Genomic DNA, 18,048 nt, shown 5'->3' with positions numbered 1-18,048 from the left:
AACGTTTTCGTTCCAAGTCAGCCGCCATTATATGATTAGTTTATTCGCCGCCACATTCGATCTCTGTCCCGTCCATAAAAGCAACAACCAGTTTCCCGCTTTCAAAAACGGCGATGTGGTCCAAAGTATTCAGCATGAAATCCGTATCAAAATCCGTGATGTACTTGGCATTCTCCGTAATATCCGCAAACTGCACTGCTCTGTACTGCTCTAAGGGATTGCCAAATTCAGCAAAACACTGCCATCGTTTTTTTGTCTCCTCTCTATTTTTAAGCAACAAGTTCCAAGCCATCTTAAATGCCTCTTCAAGTACCTCTTCATCAATATGGCGATTCGTGCAGCCTGATACGCCTTTGACTTTGTATCGTTCCTGGCATTGCCAAACCTTACGGTATACATCTCCTGTTTTCCAGCCTTTCCTTGCATAAGATTGGTTACAAGTTCCGCAGACTATCTTGCCAGCAAAGGGATTTGTTTCTGGTTTGTGAGAATATGAATTTGTACCGTGTTCTTCAATATATTTTCTTCTGCGCTCCTGTTCAAGCTGTACTGCTTCCCAAATCAAAGGGTCTATGATGGCCTCATGGTTATCTTCAATATGAAACTGTTGAATTTCCCCTTGGTTCTTTGCACGTTTCTTGCTTAGAAAATCTACCGTATAGCTTTTTTGCAAAATAGCATCGCCTTTGTACTTTTCGTTACAGAGCATGCTCTGCAGGGTCGTGGCTTGCCACACGGTTTTTCTGTTCCAGTTTTTTATACCCTCCCGTTCAAAAGTACGCTTGATATAATCCACTGTTTTACCCGAAAGATACTCATCATAAAGTCTTACCACGATTTTTGCCTGTTCTGGGTTTACCACTAGTTGACCATTCTCATCGGCGTCGTAACCAAGAAAACGCTTTGTGCTCATACCAAATTTTCCGCTTTCATATCGTCGGCGAATACCCCATGTGGAGTTCTCTGAGATCGACCTTGATTCATCCTGAGCCAAGGAACTCAATATCGTAAGAAGCACCTCTCCCTTTGCATCTAGAGTATCTATGTTTTCTTTTTCAAATATGACGCCAATGCCAAGCTCCTTTAATTCACGCACATAGTTCAGGCAATCGAGTGTATTTCTCGCAAAGCGGCTGATGGATTTTGTGATGATACGGTCAATTTTCCTAGCTCTGCAATCAGCTATCATGCGATTAAACTCCTCACGCTTTTTCGTATTCGTACCAGAAATTCCTTCATCTGCATATATGCCAGCAAACTCGTACATAGGATTTTGCTGAATGTAGGATTTGTAGTAATTCACCTGATTCTCATAGCTTGATAGCTGTTCTTCTTGGTCTGTGGATACGCGGCAGTATGCCGCCATCTTTATTTGGGCGGTCGCTTGGTTTATTTCTGATACCCCTGTCGAATTCTTCCTTACTGGTATAACTGTAATATTTCTCGCCATTTATTTTTACCTCCTCAACCACAGTAGGCTCTGTGATATTCTGTTTTGATGCTTCCTCGTCCGATATTTTAACGCCCTTGCAGGCAGTTTTTCCATCGTGAATATATGTGGAACACCACCATTCTATTCTCTTGTTGTATACCTGTTTTCGCCTTAATGCCTTACCGCAATAAGGGCAGATGAGAATACCCGAAAGTGGGTAGCGGTTTTTGTACTTATCCGTACCATCCGCAGCAATTTTCCGCTGTTCCTTGTGTCTTTGCATAATCTGCTGCACCTTATCCCATTCTGCCTTGCTGACAATAGCCGGATGGTTTTCTTCAATATAATAACTCTGGACTTCACCGTTGTTCCTAACGCTTGTATTCCTTCGGTTTTCGGGGGTGTAATACTTTTGAAGAATACAATCACCTTTGTATTTTTCATTCTTGAGCATTCCTCTGATCGTTCCTTCATACCACTTCCCGCCTGTAATAGTCGGTACGTTCTCATCATTTAATAGAGCTGCAATTCGGAACATCCCTATTCCACTGAGATACATATCAAAAATCCTGCGGACAATCTTAGCCTGTTCACGGTTTATGACCAGCTCTCCGAATTCATTTTTGTCATATCCCATGAAGCGGGTGGTATTCACCATAATTTCACCACGCTCAAATTTTTTCTTCATTGTCCATTTATTGTTCTCGCTCATGCTTCTAGATTCTTCCTGAGCAAAAGAAGCGAGGACGGCAAGCATCATCTCACCGTCCCCTGATAAAGTATTGATATTCTGTTCTTCAAAGAAAATCCCGATTCCAAGTTCCTTCAGTTCTCTTGCCACCTTTAATACAGTGACTGTGTTTCGAGCGAAACGGGAAACCGACTTAGTTATAATCAAATCTATCTCATGGTTCTTTGCTTTTTCAAGCATCGACTGGAATGCAGGGCGGTTCTCACAATAACCTGAAATGCCTTGATCCGCATACACCCCCGCGAACTCATAATCAGGGTTGGATGAAATCAGCCTTTCATATGTGGAAGTCTGGTTCTCAAGAGAATCTTCCTGTTTCAAGCTATCCGATGATACACGGGCATACGCACATACCTTAAGCTTTTTAACTTCCAACAACTCTGATTTTGGTGTAACAATTTTCACTCGCATAATGCGACCTCCTTTCCTTTTTGGTAGTACCATATATCACTCTAAAAGCCTTGTAAGTCAAGCATTGCAACTGTTTCTACCAGGTCAAATAATCAGTCAATCCAAACAGAAAACATTAAAAAATATAGGCCGGACAAATTGCTATCTGCCCGACCTGTATCTTAGATTTTCTTTGCGTAGTATCCGCCGCCTTAATAGCGCCAAACATGCTTGACCTCCCAACCGGAGGTCTTTATTTTTCCCCTCGCTAGTTCTTCCGGCACCAGATGCACTTCCGCCGCCACAGCCTTATGCGAAGCATAGTTTCGCTGCACCCCAAGCGGAATATAGGCATCACCGCAGTGGCTTCCTACTCCTGCGGAAAGTTCCCAAGATTTGTCCAGATTAATCTTCAGTACGTCCACTTTATAGTCCGTATCGTTTTTGACCACAGCCGTCCGGTCGGTCTTTTCCAGCGCGGCGGGCGGCAAAGTCGCATCCTGTTTATTGATCCTCTCCGCAACCTGCTCAGCCGCAGCCTCCAGAGAAGGCGCTTTTACGGTAAAACTGGCAACAGGCGGCTTAGTTTTCAGTTCGTCATAAGCCGCCTGCAGTTCCTTAGCGTTCATCTGTGAGATATGAAGCGCTTTGCCAAGCTCCTGAACCTGCTCTAGTTGCTCCTGCTGCAGCACCACAGCCTGCCGGTACTTTTCCTCGGCCTGCTGGGAACGCTGCCAAAGCCAGAAAAGCATTGCGCTTATTAATAGGAAGAAAACAACGAGCATTATCAGCCACTTGTTTTGCTTAAAGACAGCTTTCCAAGTTTGAAGTACCTGGATCATACCTCATCCCTCCAGCATCATCGTGTAATCCGTCACTCCCCGCGCAATTGCCCTCGCATACCGGTCCCACCACGCGGCGTTTGCCAACAAGGCCGCTTCCTCATCATTTGAAATAAACGCCATTTCCACCAAGCAGGCAGGAGCGTCGGTATAGACCAATACATAGAAGCGCGACTCCTTATCGGGATCACCGTCAGAGTAATCCGTTCTCCCTGCCCGATCGGGAAACTCAGCAGCAATTTGCTTGTATATGCACGTCGCCAGCCTGTCCCCTTCCGTCTGTCCTGGAGATGTCCAGACCTCATAGCCTTCAGCGCTCTCGTTCGCTGCGCTATTGCAATGAAGAGAAATAAAAATATCGGCGCCCCAGTCATTCGCCAGTGCTGTCCGATAGCTTAGATCATCCGTTTCTTCTTGTTCCCATTCGGTTCGGGTTAGTTTCACCTCATACCCTACATTAAGCAGATAGTTTGCTACTTGCCGCGAAATCACCAGCGCAACATCCGCCTCCTGCAGGCCCGTTGATCCATTTACCGCACCAGGGTCAATATTTCGGCCCGCATGGCCAGGGTCGATTACCACTTTCATATTCAGCATCCCCTTTCGTTCACTCTATTACCCACGCCCTTGCTGCATATTTTTAGCGCCATTTTATGCAGAAAGCAAAATCAATCGGCCGCTATGGTTCTTTTCGGAAAGACTTCTTTTCACTTCTTAGCTGCACCAGCTTCTCCCGAATAAATGCGGGAATATACTCGCCATACCCCATGCGGTCCAAGTTCTCAATAATGCTCAAGCCTTCATTGCCCAGATACGCGAAGATCACCATGGACCGGCAGGTGCTGATGCCAAAAATGCTGGCATCGATCCAATGGGCCATGATGACGATCAGCAGCATAACGACCTTGCGCTTTATCCCTTCAAAGCCTTTTTTGCTGTCCAGCGTTGCCGTCTTCCACGCGGCGATCAGCCCGGTCACATAATCAATCACAACAAAAATAAGAAGTGCCGTAACCAGCTTGTCCACACCGCCGACAAGAAAGGAAAAAGCTGCGCCTATGGCTGAAAACAAGGCCATGATGCGCAGCTCTATTTGTGTGTACTCAATCATTTCTCATCCTCCTTTACATCAAACATAAAACTTTTCCGATCAATTTAATAAGCAACCTTCCTACTAAACACTATTTAGCCATCCAGGCATTACCATGATAAACATAATCTCTTGCATCAACAGCCGACCAAAACCACATACCCTCAAATGGAGCAATAAAGCGCCAAGCGCCGCCGATAAACCATGCGATTTGATTTTCTTTCCCTATCCATGCGCCAGTGGCGGTTGTGGTCACAATATATGCATCACTCTCGGCTGGCGACGTCGGCGGAATATTCGTTCTGCCTTTTATCACCGGCTGCACCAGTAAATCAATGAGATTCAGCGCATCATTATGGGTTACTTCCTTTTGCGCTTGACTGGCGATGATATAGGGCAGCCCCAGTCTTGGCGTGTTATTTGCACTCATAAAACCTCCTCCTTTACGGCTCCCCGGCCATACACTTCAGACATCTGATAAATCCGTACGCGCACCACTGCTTGTAAACTGCCAAAATCGGCGATTTGCTCGTTGGCTGAATACACGGCTTTAGGCTCGTTTACGGTTATGGTTCTTTTGATGTTCCCATCCGCTGAAACTACATCCACCTGATACGTCTCACTATTCTCACCCACCGGCACATCCGTGTATGGCTTCCAATCGCCATTCATTCTTGCGCGGCGAACCCATGAAACTGTTAAAGAACCCGTCCCATCTCTAAAACCACTAACATGGCAAACCGAATAGGGCCTTGCCCCAAGCCCATTCAGGTTAACCGTATAGTCTCGATATTTCTCATCAGTTATCGGCAAGGTAGACGGTCCTATCCGATAAAGTTTGTCCATGTGCCACTCTGATGCCGGAAAAGAAATCGACTGCAGCGAATTGAGCATAAGAAACGGTTCATTGGCAATATGACAGCCGACTTCATGTTCCGTGCCCAGCCTGCCGCGCAATAAGCCTGACAACCGGTAGGTATTAGCGGCAATTAGAGAAGCCTGCTTAAACTGCACAATCTCCGCACCAATTAACGCAGCATTGAAATAATTTAACACATCCCCAGCGGGGCGGCTCTCCAACGTCCCATGGCTAAGTGTAACGTCTACAGTAGACGCTTCATCCCATGTAACACTGTTGCCAGGCGGTAGGACGGTTATGGTTGTCCCAACAACAGCATTCTGTGTCACTTGCCCAACATAGCTCCATGTTCCGCCGCCATCATTGGATCGAAATAGGTTAGCGCCATAGAAGGCGCCGTCTGAGGTGCAAGCTGCGAACATCCGCTCAGCAGACGTTTCGCCGGGAAGAAGAGGCAAATCGAATAAGGATATGGACACATTCCCCGGAGCAGGGGGAATCGAGGGATTTGTTTCAGAATCCACCACTCTGCCAACAGAGGTGTATACTTGTTGGGTGGTAGCTACCGCCTCAATTTTTATTAACCCAGGCTTTCCATACGTTGTTTTGGTAATCATGAAATTTTGCTTTTGTTCCTGAATTGGAACTTTTACTATATCACCCGGCAGTAACCAGCCAAATTGATTGGAAAGTGTCAGGGACAATGTTTTTCTATTCTGCCACTCTTCAAACAACCGTACTTCAGCAAGTTCTTTAGCATCGGTATCTGCCAGAACCATTTGAACACTTACTGTCTGCTCATTTTTACTCTGCGTAATTTGCCTATAGGCTGACATTGTTCCCTGCTGATAGTCCTTGTCTTTGGACAAATAGTTAATGGTTAGTCTGCGCGGCAGCTCACGTTCATCTTTGTATTGCAGGTTATATGGCTCATTAGGAGGAGATGTTTCATAAGCTCCTAAATATTCATCCGGTATTTCATAGGCAGTATTTGCATTTCTCCGTTTAAAAACAATCTTGCCGCTACGCTCAATGGAATCAAAGAGAAATACGGCCTGCAGTTGTTCAATGATACTCCTACGGGTCTGGTCTCCCGCAGAAGAGATTCCAGTTATAGCAAGTCCCTCAAGGTCTGATGCATCAACATCGGTATATTGTAGTCCCGCACTAAGCGAGACTGTTTCCACCAAAGCTTTTACATTATCGATCTGCCTGGTTACTTCAAAACTGAATGACGGTATACGGTTGCCGAAATCGCCAATGGCAAGATCTTTAAAGACAATATAAGCTAACCCACGGAAGGCAGGAACATTTCCCGCACCTTCTACCGCTTCCATCCAGCTGTCTGGAGTTTGCGTATCGCCGCCAAGGTAGACAGTATGCTGATACTTTGCCAAGTCAACCAATTTACCATCAGCCCAAACGCGTCCGATCGCAGTTATTGGCCCCTGGCAAATACCCACAGCAAAACTGACAGTATAAGAATACGTAGTTGTTGTTACGCCGCCTCCGCCGCCCTTACCGCCTTGTTTTTCTGTTTTTGTATGCTCCACAAATTTGGTAGACCATATTACATTGCCTGTCGAGCGGCAGGTCCCAAGAATCAGAGGAATTGGTGCGCCGTAGGAAGCAGTCTGCATCTGCAAATCACTCATTTTGCCGACTTCCTGCGTAACGTGGGGGCCAAAGAGTTTACTGTCAATATAGCCGCCCAGCATTGTTAAAGCAGCGCTCCAAAAGGCATTGGCAGGAATGGTTGCTAAAAGCAAGGTAGCCATCAGCCTAGAACTCCAGGATAGGAGAAAGCAAAACGCAGCCGCTTTTTCCAAGCATCGTCCAAGCGGGTTTCAATGACTTGTCCAATATCCTGATAGCTATGAATAAAGGTATCAGGGGAAGTCAATATGCCAACATGGCTAGCCGGATGATCATAAAACCCAAAAACAAGCACATCTCCCGGCCTGGCTTCGTCCTTTCTGATTTCCACCATGTGTCTTTTCGCTTCAGCATACAGGCGTTCTTCTTTTTTGAATAAGTGCCAGGTAGCGGGATAATCAATATCAATATCGACGTCTATCCCTGTAAGCTCGCAATATACACCGCGCACTAGGCCGACACAATCACAGGCAACTTGCTTTAAGCTGGCCTGATGCTGCCATTTCGTCCCCAACCATTTTTTTGCTTCTATAACAATGTCTTGTCGTTTCATCTCTATCCACTTCCTCCCCACCTCAAATTCTCTGGATTATTCGCCTGACTTTCCGGAACAGTTGCTGAGTCTTGCTTTCCGGGATAGGATGCCATTAAGTCATTACCAGGAATGAATGGCTCTCCCCGAAAATTAAAAACGTTGCTGAACCTTGTTTTACAAGTAGAAAAATTCCCGTCACACCCCGCGGAAACAGAAAACGTGTCTCCTACTGCAATATCTGAGACCGGCAAGAATAGTGAAATACCGCCGCCGGTTTGGCTATATTTTTTAACTTCCATTTCTTCACCGGTTCGGTCAAAACGAATTACGCCATAACTAAAATAGTCATCTTCTTGCGTGAGATTGGTTGAAAAAGAACCATCCTGGGAGATTGAAGTTACCGAACCTGTAAAAGTGTAGGCTGCTTTATTCAAACCGCATTGACTGTCGCCAAACTGTGCCCGGCATTGTTTTTGGTACGCTAATCCCGCTGCTTGTTGAAAAGCTTCCAGCAAACCGCGAACTTCGGCCTGAAAACCGTTTTTCCCGTGCGAAATACGGCCAATGGTACCCCGTCTCAAAATCAGCACAGGATCGGTCACCTTTGCCCAGTTACATAAAAAAATCTCGACTTCGGCGAAGTCAAAACGTCCGTTTGAGATATCGGTCGTTTTAATACGTTCGCTGTCGAGCATGCCAGTTACGTCAAGATTATCGGTTGCCATATCATTTGTCGTATCCACAGCGGTTGGCTCAAAGCCGCTGCTTGCCTCGTAGGTTATGTTATTGATGACAAGATCTCTGTCATGGTTAGTAAATCCCATGACGGCACCATCTTGCAACGTTAAATTCCAACACCAGGCAATAGTAGTCACATCGGTTTGCATCCACGGTATTCCCGGGGGTTGCAGAATCCTCCGAAGTAAATACATTACGCTAGAAAATTGTTCCAGAGTCACATTCTTAATGCGAAATAGATCTGCGACATATGACGGCAATGCACTTGAGTTAATATTTCTGGTACCTATGACTCTAAGTCCGCCTGGAAGCCAACTCCGTTTGAGATCATGAATATACGCAGTCTGCGTTTGAGTATTGATAAAACGGGTGCCTTTAACCGATAAACCGCCAGACAGCCAGTTGCGTTTTAAGTCAGAGACATAGAAGCTTGATACCTGCATATTAATATTTCTAGTTCCCCGAACTGCAACGCCACCAGTAATCCAAACCCTTTTCAGGTCGTGTTGATATTCCGTCTGCGTATTCGTGTTTATATTACGCCGCCCGCTAATAGTTAATGTCGTAGCCAAAGCATTTCACCGCCAATACTAAACAGCAACTTCAATAAAGGATAAAGTGAAGAAATCAGTTATGCCTGTTGTCAGAGTTGAGTTGCCGCTTGCAAGCACCAAAAAGGCAACATTCGTATTACCAACAGTAATTCCGCTATAAAAACTGCCATTCGTAAATGAATTGGCAGTCCAACCTGTATTGGAATACATGGACGCTGCGGAAGTAAATATGTCGGTATTGGTTGTTGTACCGCGAAGAATACAAAAAAACTGCGGAGCAGGAGTTGTAATCTTTACAGATTGGGCGTTGAAACCCGCATCGCACCTCAGGCACAACGGAATAACAGTAAAGCCAGTTGAGCCGAAGTTGCTGGGAAACATAATTCCGTCCGCAATGAGCGTATCTGTTGTTGCAAGTATGCCGTCTGTGCCTCCGGGAGTTCCATTCACATATACGTTTAAATGTGCCATTAGACTTTCCACCCCCACGCCACCAGTTTAGAGGTCACATCCGGCGAGTTCGTGTCGCTGCCCGAACAAGAACCCGAAACGGTAATAGGTTGGTTGACATCGGTAACTGTAGCAAGTAATAAACAACCGATTGAAGAATGATATCCGTCATTCGCACCAACATTTGATGTCAGGCCATAATTAGCGGAGTATGCTCCGCGTACCTGCACTTGCACCCAATGCCAAGTCTCTCCGGTATCGGCCCGAATATGAATGCTGCGTGACTTGGAAACTGTAACTCCTGCTGCCGGATACATTCCATCAAAGATTAAGGGGTTGGTCATATCGCCGTCAGATAAAAGCGTCCCATTTTGAGCACCGGTTGTACCGCCAACATAAAAATGCAATCCCATAAAATCTCCTTTCTTACACTGGAGCATAATAATCTACTTTTAAGCTCCATACGGTATTGCCATAATCTTCGTCTTGATCTGCAATGCTTTTTATATAAAACAAGCTATTATTCGTTCCCACAGTTAGAAGAAAAATCGATTTTACCCAGTGAACACTATCTATCGACAGCAGTATCCTACCATTGTCTGAGACAATCTGAACAAGATAACAGGCGGCAGTGGTAGCCCGAGCAGCTAAGGGAACAACATTCGATTCTGCACCGCGATTTAATTCGAGTAGTATCCGATTGCCGCCAACTGCTGTTTCAGTAACCAAATCCCCATCCGTGCCGCCAAGCGTTACTGAGCCATTATAGATGTGTATGACAGAAGCTGCCGTTGTCATAAATCTCTCCTATACTCGTATTTCAACCAGCGGAATATTGTCCCAGCTATAAATGTCCCATTCCTTAATGGATAGCGGGCAATGATCAGTGTCAAAGCGGACAGGCACATCAAACTCATAATCCGCAGTGATAATAACCTCTGCGGCTGGCGCCGCGGTAAAGGTGACAATCCCGGTCGTGTAATTTACCGACCATCCGTCGGTCTGTTCAGCACCATCCAGATATACCCTGACCGTCCCTGTCACTGGCTTTCGGATTTTTCTTACCTCTGTATAGCCGGCATCATCAATGTAGGTTTTTATTAGTTGAAAGGTTATCGTTTTTCCATCGCCGACACCGATCATTTCTCTGCTTCCCGTAAAGTCAAGCCAATCCTTAAAGCGAAAGCCATACGCTTTGCCGCGCCGCGCACGGAAGAAGGCGAGCAGCCTTCTCATCTGGTTTTCATTTTTAACACCATGCGCGGCTTGGTACTTACATTTTGCCTGGGACCAGTTGATATTGCGCTGCTCATAGCCTGAACCGGTCATGACAACATCGGTAGAATACTCCGGACCGCCAGTTACGCCATAGGAGATATCGGGTGGAAACTGCACTTCATGAAAAGCTTGCATTCTAGAGATTTCTCCTTCCCAAAGCAAAAGCGGCGTTAGCCTCTGCCATGATTTGCGACTGACTGCGGCGGAAACTGGAAGCATCCGGTGTCGTGATGTTCATATTAATGATCATAGGTCTGGTATTGTTTGCATCGGCACGTAACACTTTCTTAGTTTCCGCTGCGGTAAATACATGGCCGCCCCGATTGAAATTAATAAGTTCAGGCCCTTTTTCCCCGACTAAGGCAAGGCCGCCGGGATAGTTGCCGCCGGCAGCATATTGTCCTGGAATTCCGGAAATCCCGCCTCGTGTTTTTGCGGGTGCAAACGAGGGAAATAAAGACATGATAATTTGGCTTGCCAGCCACTCAGCCGCCATATCCGCAATAATTTTCATAATTCTTTTGCCTAGATCCTGCCAAGCTTCCCCTATGGATTTCGTACCGGTAATAACGTCTGAAAAAAAGTCTTTCAGGCCATCGTAAGTACCGGACATTTGCTGAGCCATTATCTCCACGGAAGATTTATGAGACCCCTTCCAAACTTCATAATACGCATCAATAAATTGTTGCTTTCCTGCTAAGTCTTGTGCGAACATCGCCTGCTCGGTAGTTAGAAGCTGTTGGAATTTGGTGATGTCCCCGTCTGACCGCGCTCTGTCCAGTTCTTCCTGAAATTTCACGCGATCGTAGTGCAGATCTTTTATTTTTTGGTTTTTCTCAGCTTCAATGGCGACCTGTTCGGCAGCCGCCTGGCGGCTGAAATCCACCATGCCAGTTTCTGCGATAGTAAACTGGATTCCATTGGCTTCCCACGCCTTGCGAAACTGCTCCTGCTGGGAAGCTGTGCCAGTGGAATACTCCAGGGCAAGATCCCTGTATTTTTTCTGTATGTCACCGATTTGCCGCGCCGCATCGGTTTCGATGTCAAACTTCTGCTTGTCAACGCCAGCCAGGCCAAGCCCGCCCATTTTGTCGGAGAGACTCCGGGCCAAATCAGCCGCCTGATCGGCAATCCGGTTGTTTTCCTTTTGCTCGTCCAGCAGAATCTTTTTCTTTTTGGCGGCGTAAATCTCATTAAGCCGCAGAACATCCCGCTCATAGTTCTCATTTGCTTCTTTGGATTCGTTCAGGGTGTCCAGTTCATCGGCAAACCAGGCGTCAAGGGCATCCATCTGGGTGGCGGTAAGCTGCAGCCATTCTTTTTCAATCGCCTTGCTTGCCTGCTCCGCTTTTTTCTGCAGTTTCTCAAAATCTTTTGCCGCTTTGTCTGTTCCACTGCCGCTCGCTGGCGAACTTGTGCCTGGGGCGGCATTTGTTAAACCCGTGAACTTGGTGTTAGGCTTTGTCATCTGAGGAAGCAGGGCGGATATATCCTTGCGGCTAAAGCCAAAGCTGAACTTGCCCGCCGCCGCACCTATTTTACCTATTCCCTCAGTGACCTTGTTAAACCAGTCTCCTACCGAATCGGGAATGAACTGTGCAAAAAAGCTTTTCAGCGGGCTAAGTTTGTCCACAATCCAGTTGATGCCCTGTGCAACCACTTCTTTAATGCTGGCCCAAGCGCCATCGATTAAATCTACGATGCCGTTCCATACACTTGAGGTGGCTTCACCCGCCGCGTTCCAGCCATCTCCAATGAACTGGGCCACCGCACTCAGCGCATCTTCAACAAGACCGGTGATCCAATTCCACGCTTCGGATATGGTCGTTACAATGCTGTTCCAGATGCCAACCGTGAAACTTACGATGGCATTCCAAGCGTCAGAAATAGCTGTAGTCACTGTGGTCACAGCATTGTCTACTACATTGGTAATCGCGTTCCAAGCATCAGTAAAAATGGCCGTAACCGTACTCCACAAAGTGCTGAACAATTCGGATAGCGGCTCCCAATTGGTCCAGATTTCGTAAGCCAGTAGCCCTACTGCAGCGCCGGCTGCAATAAAGGGTAATAGAGGGGCCAGTGCCGTCCAGGCCGCAATCCCAAACGCCACAAGCGCTGGAACTGCCGCTCCCAATAACGCGCCGGAGAGGACAAACACCGAGGCGATGACCTCTGGCGGGATCATGCCTTGCAGAGCTTCTTTCAGCCCGAGCGCTTTGACTGCCGCAGCAAATTGCGACAACCAGTCTGCAACGCCTTGCAGCTTTTCGACCAGATTTAAATTCTTCGCAATACTGTCGCCGATTTCGACCATGACCATGCCCACATTGTCCTTGATGGTCGACATGAGTCCAGGGATGGTCTTGCTCATGGCTTCCATGCCGCCCTGGAACTTGGACTGCATGCCCATTAAGAGCGCATTGATGCCGGTAGTGCTGTCAATCGCACCTTGTTCGGCCATTTTCATTGCGGTTGGGATGTCCGTGCCAATGGCATCCGCTAAAAACTTCCAGGCTGGCACACCGGCTTCAGCAAGCTGCATCATTTCTTCCGCCGATACTTTTCCTTTGGCTTGCATTTGGCCGATGGCATTGGTTAAGCGGCTAATGCCCTCCTGCCCAATCCCTAACATCGCCGCCGCGTCCCCAATGGCTGCCAGCATCGGAATGATGTCTTGCGACGCAAAGCCGAAGGCCAATAGTTTTTTCGATGCAGTCAAAAGACCTGGCAATTCAAAAGGGGTATCCGCCGCAAACGTGGCCAGCTCGGAGAGCATTTTTTCTGCTGCCTGCGCATCGCCGAGCAGCGTCGTGAGCGCTTTGCGGCTGGCGTCCATGTCGCCCGCCAATTTGATGCTGGCAATACCGAAAACGCCGAGGGCTGCGGTTGCGGCGGCTAGGCCGGTGGCAATGCTTTCTGACGCTGCCATCGCTTCCGAACCAAGCCCTTTGCGTAAGGCGCGTCTGGTGCTCTCCCATTTTTTCAGAAAGTCGCTGTTATCACCGCCGATAAAAATTGTCATCGCTGCATTTCCGGCCATGGTCTCACCCTTCTTTCGCCAACAAAGCTTTCTATATATAAATTGACTTTCATGCACATTTTTCTTGAAATATGTGCATGAAAGTCAACAACCGCATAGTAGCAGCAGCGACTCGTTATCCTACTGTAGATAGCAAGTCTTTCATTTCTGCCCTAGCTTGATCTTTCGTTTTTACCTGCTTTTCTTTCGATTCCTGGCCAAGCAGCATGTCCACCGTAACCGACCTTTTCAAGTCGCGCGACGTGCAGGTATTGATGATGGAAGCAACAAACCCTGCCGTTGCGATTTGTTCTTGCTTGGTTCGCCAGTGATAACCGTCCGCCAGCTGCTGGAATTCTCCAAAGGTTAAGCGTCCAAATTCCCACGGTTTTAACCCCAAAGGTCCATACGCCACTGGTGCAGCTTGGGCGATCCACTGGGCTACGGTGGTTACTCGTTTCCCTCGTCAGACTCCTCTTGTGGTTCTTCTTCACTGGCTAAACTCTCGCCCATAATCTTAGAGGCTTTAATGGCTTCCCCAATCTTGCCAGCCAATTCCCCAAAGCTGCCGCCGGCTTCCATATATTCTTGCATCATTAACCCCACCCGCTGCAGGGTGATCCCTTTTTCCGCATGCTTTAAGCCGCCCCACAGCAAAATGCGGATAGCCGAAAACCCCGCTGCCATGGGATTGCTCATCACATAAAGCAGGGATTTTCCGCCCATCAGTTCTTCCATCTCTGCGGCAGCGTTAATATCGTAGCGAAGGCGGCGTTCCTTGCCGCCCATCGTAATAAACACAGTTCCTGTCATTGTCATCCCTCCATGATTCCCATAGTAAAACAGGGTGTACAGTCGTTATGCTGCGCACCCTGCTATTTATGCTGCCGGTGCTACCCCTGCAGTCGTATTGGCCGATGTCGGAGCCGCCGTCAAGCCAGCACAGGTTCCATTGGCAATAGCAACGTTGAGCGTGCTGTCGTTGGCCACTGCAGTTAAAGCAGTCAGCTCGACCATAGTTCCATAGCCACTCACGCTGAATTTCGCGGTCACTGCGCTATCCGCCGCCAAAGCTTCACGGGCTTTTTGCGCTACCACGGCTGCCGAATCGTTGAGCGCCACAGCTACACTGATGGCTTTGGGCGAGCCGGTCATCCCGGCAGCAGTAATCGTAAAGGTGGCATTGCCGGCGGTCGTAATGGTTCCGACAACTTCAGCCGTTTCCACCTGCTTGGTCCCGTTCACTTCTTCGGGCGCTCCAGCACCAGCCAAGGTAATTTTATACGTTGCCACGCCGTCATGCGGGGACTCCTCGCTCAAATCGGTAATGGCCGCATAGCCTTGAAATTTCGACCCATCCTTGCGGACATACCGCACATGCACCAATTCCCGGTTGGCAAATACCGTAAGCAGCTTGGCCCTGCCGGCATCAATGCTTAAGCCGGACGAATCGGTCAGCATCACTGCATCAGCGTCAATGCTCCAGGACATCATGCCGGGAACACTGGTTTTCCAGGCTCCGGACTGTTTATTGGAGGCATCAATTTGCTCCGCAGTCAAACTCAAGGTTGCGCCGCGCTGTCCGCCAACCACCGTCCAAACCGGAGTTTCTTTCGTCCCTGTATTTACTTTTAACAGAAAATCCACGCCATCGCTTGGAATTAAAGGCATCTTTCATCACTCCTTAGTATCAATAATCGTAAACTTGAAGGTTACCGTAGCTTCGCGGTGCGTTTCCAGACGTTCCACCGAATGGCTGTCCACGCTCGAAAGCCCGACCTGCCACGCATCCGTTAACGCCAATGGCTGCGTCTGAATTGCCGAAATGGCAGCATCGCAAAGCTCAGCCACTTCTTTATCTCCCTGGTACTCGCTGAGAACCTTAATGGTGGCCATAACCTCTGCGCCGCACACCGTTTTTGTACCCCAGCTCTGCGCTGTCGAATCGGTCATCACCACATACGGCGCTTTCTTGCCGGCAGGGACATAATCATAGACGGCAACGTTCATCTGGCTCTGAAGCCGTTCATACAGTGCCTTGTTGAGAGGCGATACCGGTGAGCGCTTCACCGTCTCACCTCATTTCGCACTGCTGAACGGATCTTCTCCTGAATTCCCGGCAGCAGCTCCCGTCGCGCCCGCTCAGCAAAATGTTTGCCCTTCACGCCCCGTTTGGTGCCATATTCCTGCAGCGGCGCATGCGGCGCTTTGGCCCTGACCATGCGGGAGATACCGTACTTTCCTTTGCGGTTCACGATGCTTTTCCGAAGCAGGCCGCTTTTGACCGGCGCCAGTTCCCGCTCCCGCTTGCGCACCTCTTTGGCGCCTTGCTCAGTTTCCTTTTCAATCGCCTGGCTGACATTGGTAGAAATAAGATCGCCGAAGGAAATGCATTGATCAATCCCTGTAAACCTAATCGTCGGCCGCATCGGCCACCACCTCCCTGCATTCGAGTCGTAAGAATGCGTGTTTTTCGCCTTCATCAATGGGTGGCCCGATCTGCTCGAACACCCTGCTGCCGTATTGAATCCGGTCTGTCACCGCCACATTGCGGCGATAGCGAATAATGATGCGGTGTAATATTTCCGGCACCATTTGCTCGTACTGGTCTGTCGTTTTGGCCGTTACAGTGATCACTTTAGCCCAGACGATTGAGCGGGGGGCGTAAGCAGTCGCGTAGCCTCCCTGACCGTCAGGCACTTTGGTTTCCTGCTGCAGCGTAATGCGGCAGTTGAGTTCTCCTGGATTCATAACATCACCTACCAAAGATGCGCGCGATACGGCGAAAGAAGAACATATACCACATTGGGAATATCTTCGCCCATACGCTGCTCATAAAAATGTCCGATTAAAATCAGCAAGGCTTGTTTAACGGGGGTTGGCGTTTCACTGGGCAGCGGCGCTTGTAGATAGTTTTCCGAGTGAGATATCGCCGCGGAAAGCAAGGCGGTGAGAAGGGCATTTTCCTCCTCACCGTCAATGCGCAGGTATTCCTTTACTTCCGTCAGCGTTAGCGGCTCAGCCATCGGTTGGTTCCATAAGGCCCGCAGCTTTTAGCTTAGCCAGAAGCGAATTTAAGTCCGTCACTAGCCCTGCTATGGTAGTCGCCGTACTGTCAGCCTGAAATGCGGCGGGTGTAAAAAGGCCCACTACCTGCCCGCCTGCCACAATCTCCAAGGTACCGCCAATTACGGTTTTGTCTCCGCCTTGCTCCGTATAGTTTTTGACGTTACTCATCTTTTCTCACCTACGCCTTCATTTGCAGCACTTTAATGGCTTCTGCAAGAATCAGCTTGCCATCCACACGTTGGGTGGCTTTAAAGCCGACTTGTCCCGTAGCGGCAAAGAGTTCATTGAGCCGCTGGAAAGCCCGCCCCTGACGATCCGCAACCCAGTAATAGCTAAAGTCGCCAAAGGCGATGGTTTTAGCAGCTGCCGCAATACCCTGAACATAGGCGGAGGTTTTTAGCGGGCGGTTCAGGATAGTATCCGGCTGGCCTGCAGTAACCGAAGGTTGCCACAGATACTGGCCGTTCCCGTCTTTAAGTTTCCGAATGGTCTTGACGGTCGCGTCATTGGTTACAAAAACGGCATTTTTGCGGTAAGGGGATTTCAAGGAATAGAACAGGTCCATGATTTCGTCGATGGTGATGGCTGTCGCGCTGGCAGTCGTGATTCCCAGCCCGGCACCGCCGGTGGCATTGAAAATACCGGTAGGCTTCCCGGTGCCGTCACCGACAAAGAAGGCTTCCTCCTCTTTTGCCCCAATGCGCCGCGCAAACTCTTTGGCAATGTATTGCTCCAAATTAAATACGCTGTCATTGAGGAGTTCTTCGGACACCTTGATCATGGTGGCCAGCTTATAGGCTCCAATGGAAACCTGGCCGAAGGCATCGTCGGCTTCGGGGATAACCCCTTCTTCATCCACCCAGGAAGCGGTCCCCTTGGTAGCGACCACCGGAATTTTCCGATCTCCCGAGGAGGTGGTGATGATTGTCGCCATTTGCCGGAAGATGTTTTCCTCCTCCAAGGCTTCCACGAGGGTGCGCTCAAATTCATCAGGTACAAGGTAACCTCCCTCAGAATCCGTTCCTACCTGCAGTGCATTTTGCACATCAAAGCTGTTTTTGTTCTTCATCGCTTTCCAGAAGGCCGCTTTGTACTCATTCGAAGCCCTGCCGGTTTTTTCCGTTTCCTGGTGCTGGCTGGGCCTATTCGTAAGGGCGGCGCTGGTCGGTTTGGAAAGTTCAAGATCCAAAACCGCTTGGCGCTCCAGGCGATCAATCTCTTTTCCCAGGTTCACCACATCGGCTTCCATTTTTTCATAGGTGGCCGTGTCCTCGGCCGACAACAGTCCGTTTTCATTTCGCCGGGAATCTAAAAAAGCTTTGGTGCTATCCCAAAGCTTGGCGCGTTTCTCGCGCAGGTCCAATATTTTATTCATGATTTATTCC

23 protein-coding genes are annotated in these 18,048 nt (G+C 48.5%); all 23 read right to left on the bottom strand.

Annotated features, from left to right (window positions below; all coding sequences use genetic code 11):
* Positions 1-40: 40 nt before the first annotated feature.
* Entirely contained in the window at positions 41-1,393 is a 1,353-nt protein-coding gene (locus tag F3H20_RS08630; RefSeq protein ID WP_394349563.1) for a recombinase family protein, read from the bottom strand.
* Positions 1,311-2,594, bottom strand: coding sequence for a recombinase family protein (locus F3H20_RS08625; RefSeq protein ID WP_018704653.1), 1,284 nt, complete (start codon positions 2,592-2,594; stop codon positions 1,311-1,313). Before F3H20_RS08625 ends, F3H20_RS08630 begins: the two co-directional genes overlap by 83 nt.
* Before the next feature lie 191 nt (positions 2,595-2,785).
* Entirely contained in the window at positions 2,786-3,415 is a 630-nt protein-coding gene (locus tag F3H20_RS08620; RefSeq protein WP_149734530.1) for a hypothetical protein, read from the bottom strand.
* A 3-nt stretch (positions 3,416-3,418) separates the two neighbouring features.
* Entirely contained in the window at positions 3,419-4,003 is a 585-nt protein-coding gene (locus F3H20_RS08615; RefSeq protein ID WP_149734529.1) for an N-acetylmuramoyl-L-alanine amidase family protein, read from the bottom strand.
* Positions 4,004-4,094: 91 nt separating this feature from the next.
* Positions 4,095-4,526: a phage holin family protein gene (locus F3H20_RS08610; RefSeq protein WP_149734528.1), complete on the bottom strand. Its 432-nt coding sequence runs from the start codon at positions 4,524-4,526 to the stop codon at positions 4,095-4,097.
* Between the two features lie 70 nt (positions 4,527-4,596).
* Positions 4,597-4,935 (bottom strand): DUF2793 domain-containing protein, encoded by a 339-nt coding sequence (locus tag F3H20_RS08605; protein WP_149734527.1) that lies wholly within the window; start codon positions 4,933-4,935, stop codon positions 4,597-4,599.
* Positions 4,932-7,142, bottom strand: a complete 2,211-nt coding sequence (locus F3H20_RS08600; protein WP_149734526.1) for a phage tail protein — start codon at positions 7,140-7,142, stop codon at positions 4,932-4,934. Before F3H20_RS08600 ends, F3H20_RS08605 begins: the two co-directional genes overlap by 4 nt.
* On the bottom strand, positions 7,142-7,573 hold the full coding sequence (locus tag F3H20_RS08595; protein WP_149734525.1) for an NlpC/P60 family protein: 432 nt from the start codon (positions 7,571-7,573) through the stop codon (positions 7,142-7,144). The genes F3H20_RS08600 and F3H20_RS08595 overlap by 1 nt, the downstream gene beginning before the upstream one ends.
* Positions 7,574-7,575: 2 nt before the next feature.
* Entirely contained in the window at positions 7,576-8,865 is a 1,290-nt protein-coding gene (locus F3H20_RS08590) for a DUF2163 domain-containing protein (RefSeq protein WP_149734524.1), read from the bottom strand.
* Positions 8,866-8,883: 18 nt separating this feature from the next.
* Positions 8,884-9,318, bottom strand: a complete 435-nt coding sequence (locus tag F3H20_RS08585) for a hypothetical protein (RefSeq protein WP_149734523.1) — start codon at positions 9,316-9,318, stop codon at positions 8,884-8,886.
* Positions 9,318-9,710, bottom strand: a complete 393-nt coding sequence (locus F3H20_RS08580) for a hypothetical protein (RefSeq protein WP_149734522.1) — start codon at positions 9,708-9,710, stop codon at positions 9,318-9,320. The genes F3H20_RS08585 and F3H20_RS08580 overlap by 1 nt, the downstream gene beginning before the upstream one ends.
* Positions 9,711-9,723: 13 nt before the next feature.
* Positions 9,724-10,095, bottom strand: coding sequence for a hypothetical protein (locus F3H20_RS08575; protein ID WP_149734521.1), 372 nt, complete (start codon positions 10,093-10,095; stop codon positions 9,724-9,726).
* A gap of 9 nt (positions 10,096-10,104) precedes the next feature.
* Positions 10,105-10,710, bottom strand: a complete 606-nt coding sequence (locus F3H20_RS08570; protein ID WP_149734520.1) for a DUF2460 domain-containing protein — start codon at positions 10,708-10,710, stop codon at positions 10,105-10,107.
* A gap of 1 nt (position 10,711) precedes the next feature.
* Positions 10,712-13,615: a tape measure protein gene (locus F3H20_RS08565; RefSeq protein WP_149734519.1), complete on the bottom strand. Its 2,904-nt coding sequence runs from the start codon at positions 13,613-13,615 to the stop codon at positions 10,712-10,714.
* 115 nt (positions 13,616-13,730) lie between these two features.
* Positions 13,731-13,994 (bottom strand): hypothetical protein, encoded by a 264-nt coding sequence (locus F3H20_RS08560; protein ID WP_149734518.1) that lies wholly within the window; start codon positions 13,992-13,994, stop codon positions 13,731-13,733.
* 50 nt (positions 13,995-14,044) lie between these two features.
* Positions 14,045-14,407, bottom strand: coding sequence for a hypothetical protein (locus tag F3H20_RS08555; RefSeq protein WP_149734517.1), 363 nt, complete (start codon positions 14,405-14,407; stop codon positions 14,045-14,047).
* A gap of 66 nt (positions 14,408-14,473) precedes the next feature.
* Positions 14,474-15,265, bottom strand: coding sequence for a phage tail tube protein (locus tag F3H20_RS08550; RefSeq protein ID WP_149734516.1), 792 nt, complete (start codon positions 15,263-15,265; stop codon positions 14,474-14,476).
* A gap of 6 nt (positions 15,266-15,271) precedes the next feature.
* Positions 15,272-15,664 carry a DUF3168 domain-containing protein gene (locus tag F3H20_RS08545; RefSeq protein WP_149734515.1) on the bottom strand — a complete coding sequence of 131 codons (393 nt, stop codon included), beginning with the start codon at positions 15,662-15,664 and terminating at the stop codon, positions 15,272-15,274.
* Complete coding sequence (locus F3H20_RS08540) at positions 15,661-16,023, bottom strand: HK97 gp10 family phage protein (RefSeq protein WP_149734514.1); 363 nt, start codon at positions 16,021-16,023, stop codon at positions 15,661-15,663. The genes F3H20_RS08545 and F3H20_RS08540 overlap by 4 nt, the downstream gene beginning before the upstream one ends.
* Positions 16,007-16,345: a phage head closure protein gene (locus F3H20_RS08535; protein ID WP_149734513.1), complete on the bottom strand. Its 339-nt coding sequence runs from the start codon at positions 16,343-16,345 to the stop codon at positions 16,007-16,009. Before F3H20_RS08535 ends, F3H20_RS08540 begins: the two co-directional genes overlap by 17 nt.
* Positions 16,346-16,353: 8 nt before the next feature.
* Positions 16,354-16,620: a head-tail connector protein gene (locus F3H20_RS08530; RefSeq protein WP_149734512.1), complete on the bottom strand. Its 267-nt coding sequence runs from the start codon at positions 16,618-16,620 to the stop codon at positions 16,354-16,356.
* Positions 16,613-16,831 carry a head fiber protein gene (locus F3H20_RS08525; protein ID WP_149734511.1) on the bottom strand — a complete coding sequence of 73 codons (219 nt, stop codon included), beginning with the start codon at positions 16,829-16,831 and terminating at the stop codon, positions 16,613-16,615. The genes F3H20_RS08530 and F3H20_RS08525 overlap by 8 nt, the downstream gene beginning before the upstream one ends.
* A 10-nt stretch (positions 16,832-16,841) precedes the next feature.
* Entirely contained in the window at positions 16,842-18,038 is a 1,197-nt protein-coding gene (locus F3H20_RS08520) for a phage major capsid protein (RefSeq protein ID WP_149734510.1), read from the bottom strand.
* Positions 18,039-18,048: the final 10 nt, after the last annotated feature.

It is taken from the genome of Propionispora hippei DSM 15287 (genome assembly GCF_900141835.1).
GTDB lineage: Bacteria > Bacillota > Negativicutes > Propionisporales > Propionisporaceae > Propionispora > Propionispora hippei.
The sequence above is the reverse complement of the archived record's forward strand: the minus strand, read 5'-3'. Positions and strand labels throughout refer to the sequence as shown.

Excerpts from the sequence above, each read along its gene's own strand:
- F3H20_RS08555 (WP_149734517.1), bottom strand. The coding sequence starts at position 14,407 with ATGACAGGAACTGTGTTTATTACGATGGGCGGCAAGGAACGCCGCCTT.
- F3H20_RS08550 (WP_149734516.1), bottom strand. The coding sequence starts at position 15,265 with ATGCCTTTAATTCCAAGCGATGGCGTGGATTTTCTGTTAAAAGTAAAT.
- F3H20_RS08570 (WP_149734520.1), bottom strand. The coding sequence starts at position 10,710 with ATGCAAGCTTTTCATGAAGTGCAGTTTCCACCCGATATCTCCTATGGC.
- F3H20_RS08595 (WP_149734525.1), bottom strand. The coding sequence starts at position 7,573 with ATGAAACGACAAGACATTGTTATAGAAGCAAAAAAATGGTTGGGGACG.
- F3H20_RS08535 (WP_149734513.1), bottom strand. The coding sequence starts at position 16,345 with ATGAATCCAGGAGAACTCAACTGCCGCATTACGCTGCAGCAGGAAACC.
- F3H20_RS08620 (WP_149734530.1), bottom strand. The coding sequence starts at position 3,415 with ATGATCCAGGTACTTCAAACTTGGAAAGCTGTCTTTAAGCAAAACAAG.
- F3H20_RS08605 (WP_149734527.1), bottom strand. The coding sequence starts at position 4,935 with ATGAGTGCAAATAACACGCCAAGACTGGGGCTGCCCTATATCATCGCC.
- F3H20_RS08525 (WP_149734511.1), bottom strand. The coding sequence starts at position 16,831 with ATGAGTAACGTCAAAAACTATACGGAGCAAGGCGGAGACAAAACCGTA.
- F3H20_RS08600 (WP_149734526.1), bottom strand. The coding sequence starts at position 7,142 with ATGGCTACCTTGCTTTTAGCAACCATTCCTGCCAATGCCTTTTGGAGC.
- F3H20_RS08565 (WP_149734519.1), bottom strand. The coding sequence starts at position 13,615 with ATGGCCGGAAATGCAGCGATGACAATTTTTATCGGCGGTGATAACAGC.
- F3H20_RS08575 (WP_149734521.1), bottom strand. The coding sequence starts at position 10,095 with ATGACAACGGCAGCTTCTGTCATACACATCTATAATGGCTCAGTAACG.
- F3H20_RS08530 (WP_149734512.1), bottom strand. The coding sequence starts at position 16,620 with ATGGCTGAGCCGCTAACGCTGACGGAAGTAAAGGAATACCTGCGCATT.
- F3H20_RS08625 (WP_018704653.1), bottom strand. The coding sequence starts at position 2,594 with ATGCGAGTGAAAATTGTTACACCAAAATCAGAGTTGTTGGAAGTTAAA.
- F3H20_RS08585 (WP_149734523.1), bottom strand. The coding sequence starts at position 9,318 with ATGGCACATTTAAACGTATATGTGAATGGAACTCCCGGAGGCACAGAC.
- F3H20_RS08615 (WP_149734529.1), bottom strand. The coding sequence starts at position 4,003 with ATGAAAGTGGTAATCGACCCTGGCCATGCGGGCCGAAATATTGACCCT.
- F3H20_RS08610 (WP_149734528.1), bottom strand. The coding sequence starts at position 4,526 with ATGATTGAGTACACACAAATAGAGCTGCGCATCATGGCCTTGTTTTCA.
- F3H20_RS08520 (WP_149734510.1), bottom strand. The coding sequence starts at position 18,038 with ATGAATAAAATATTGGACCTGCGCGAGAAACGCGCCAAGCTTTGGGAT.
- F3H20_RS08540 (WP_149734514.1), bottom strand. The coding sequence starts at position 16,023 with ATGCGGCCGACGATTAGGTTTACAGGGATTGATCAATGCATTTCCTTC.
- F3H20_RS08580 (WP_149734522.1), bottom strand. The coding sequence starts at position 9,710 with ATGGGATTGCATTTTTATGTTGGCGGTACAACCGGTGCTCAAAATGGG.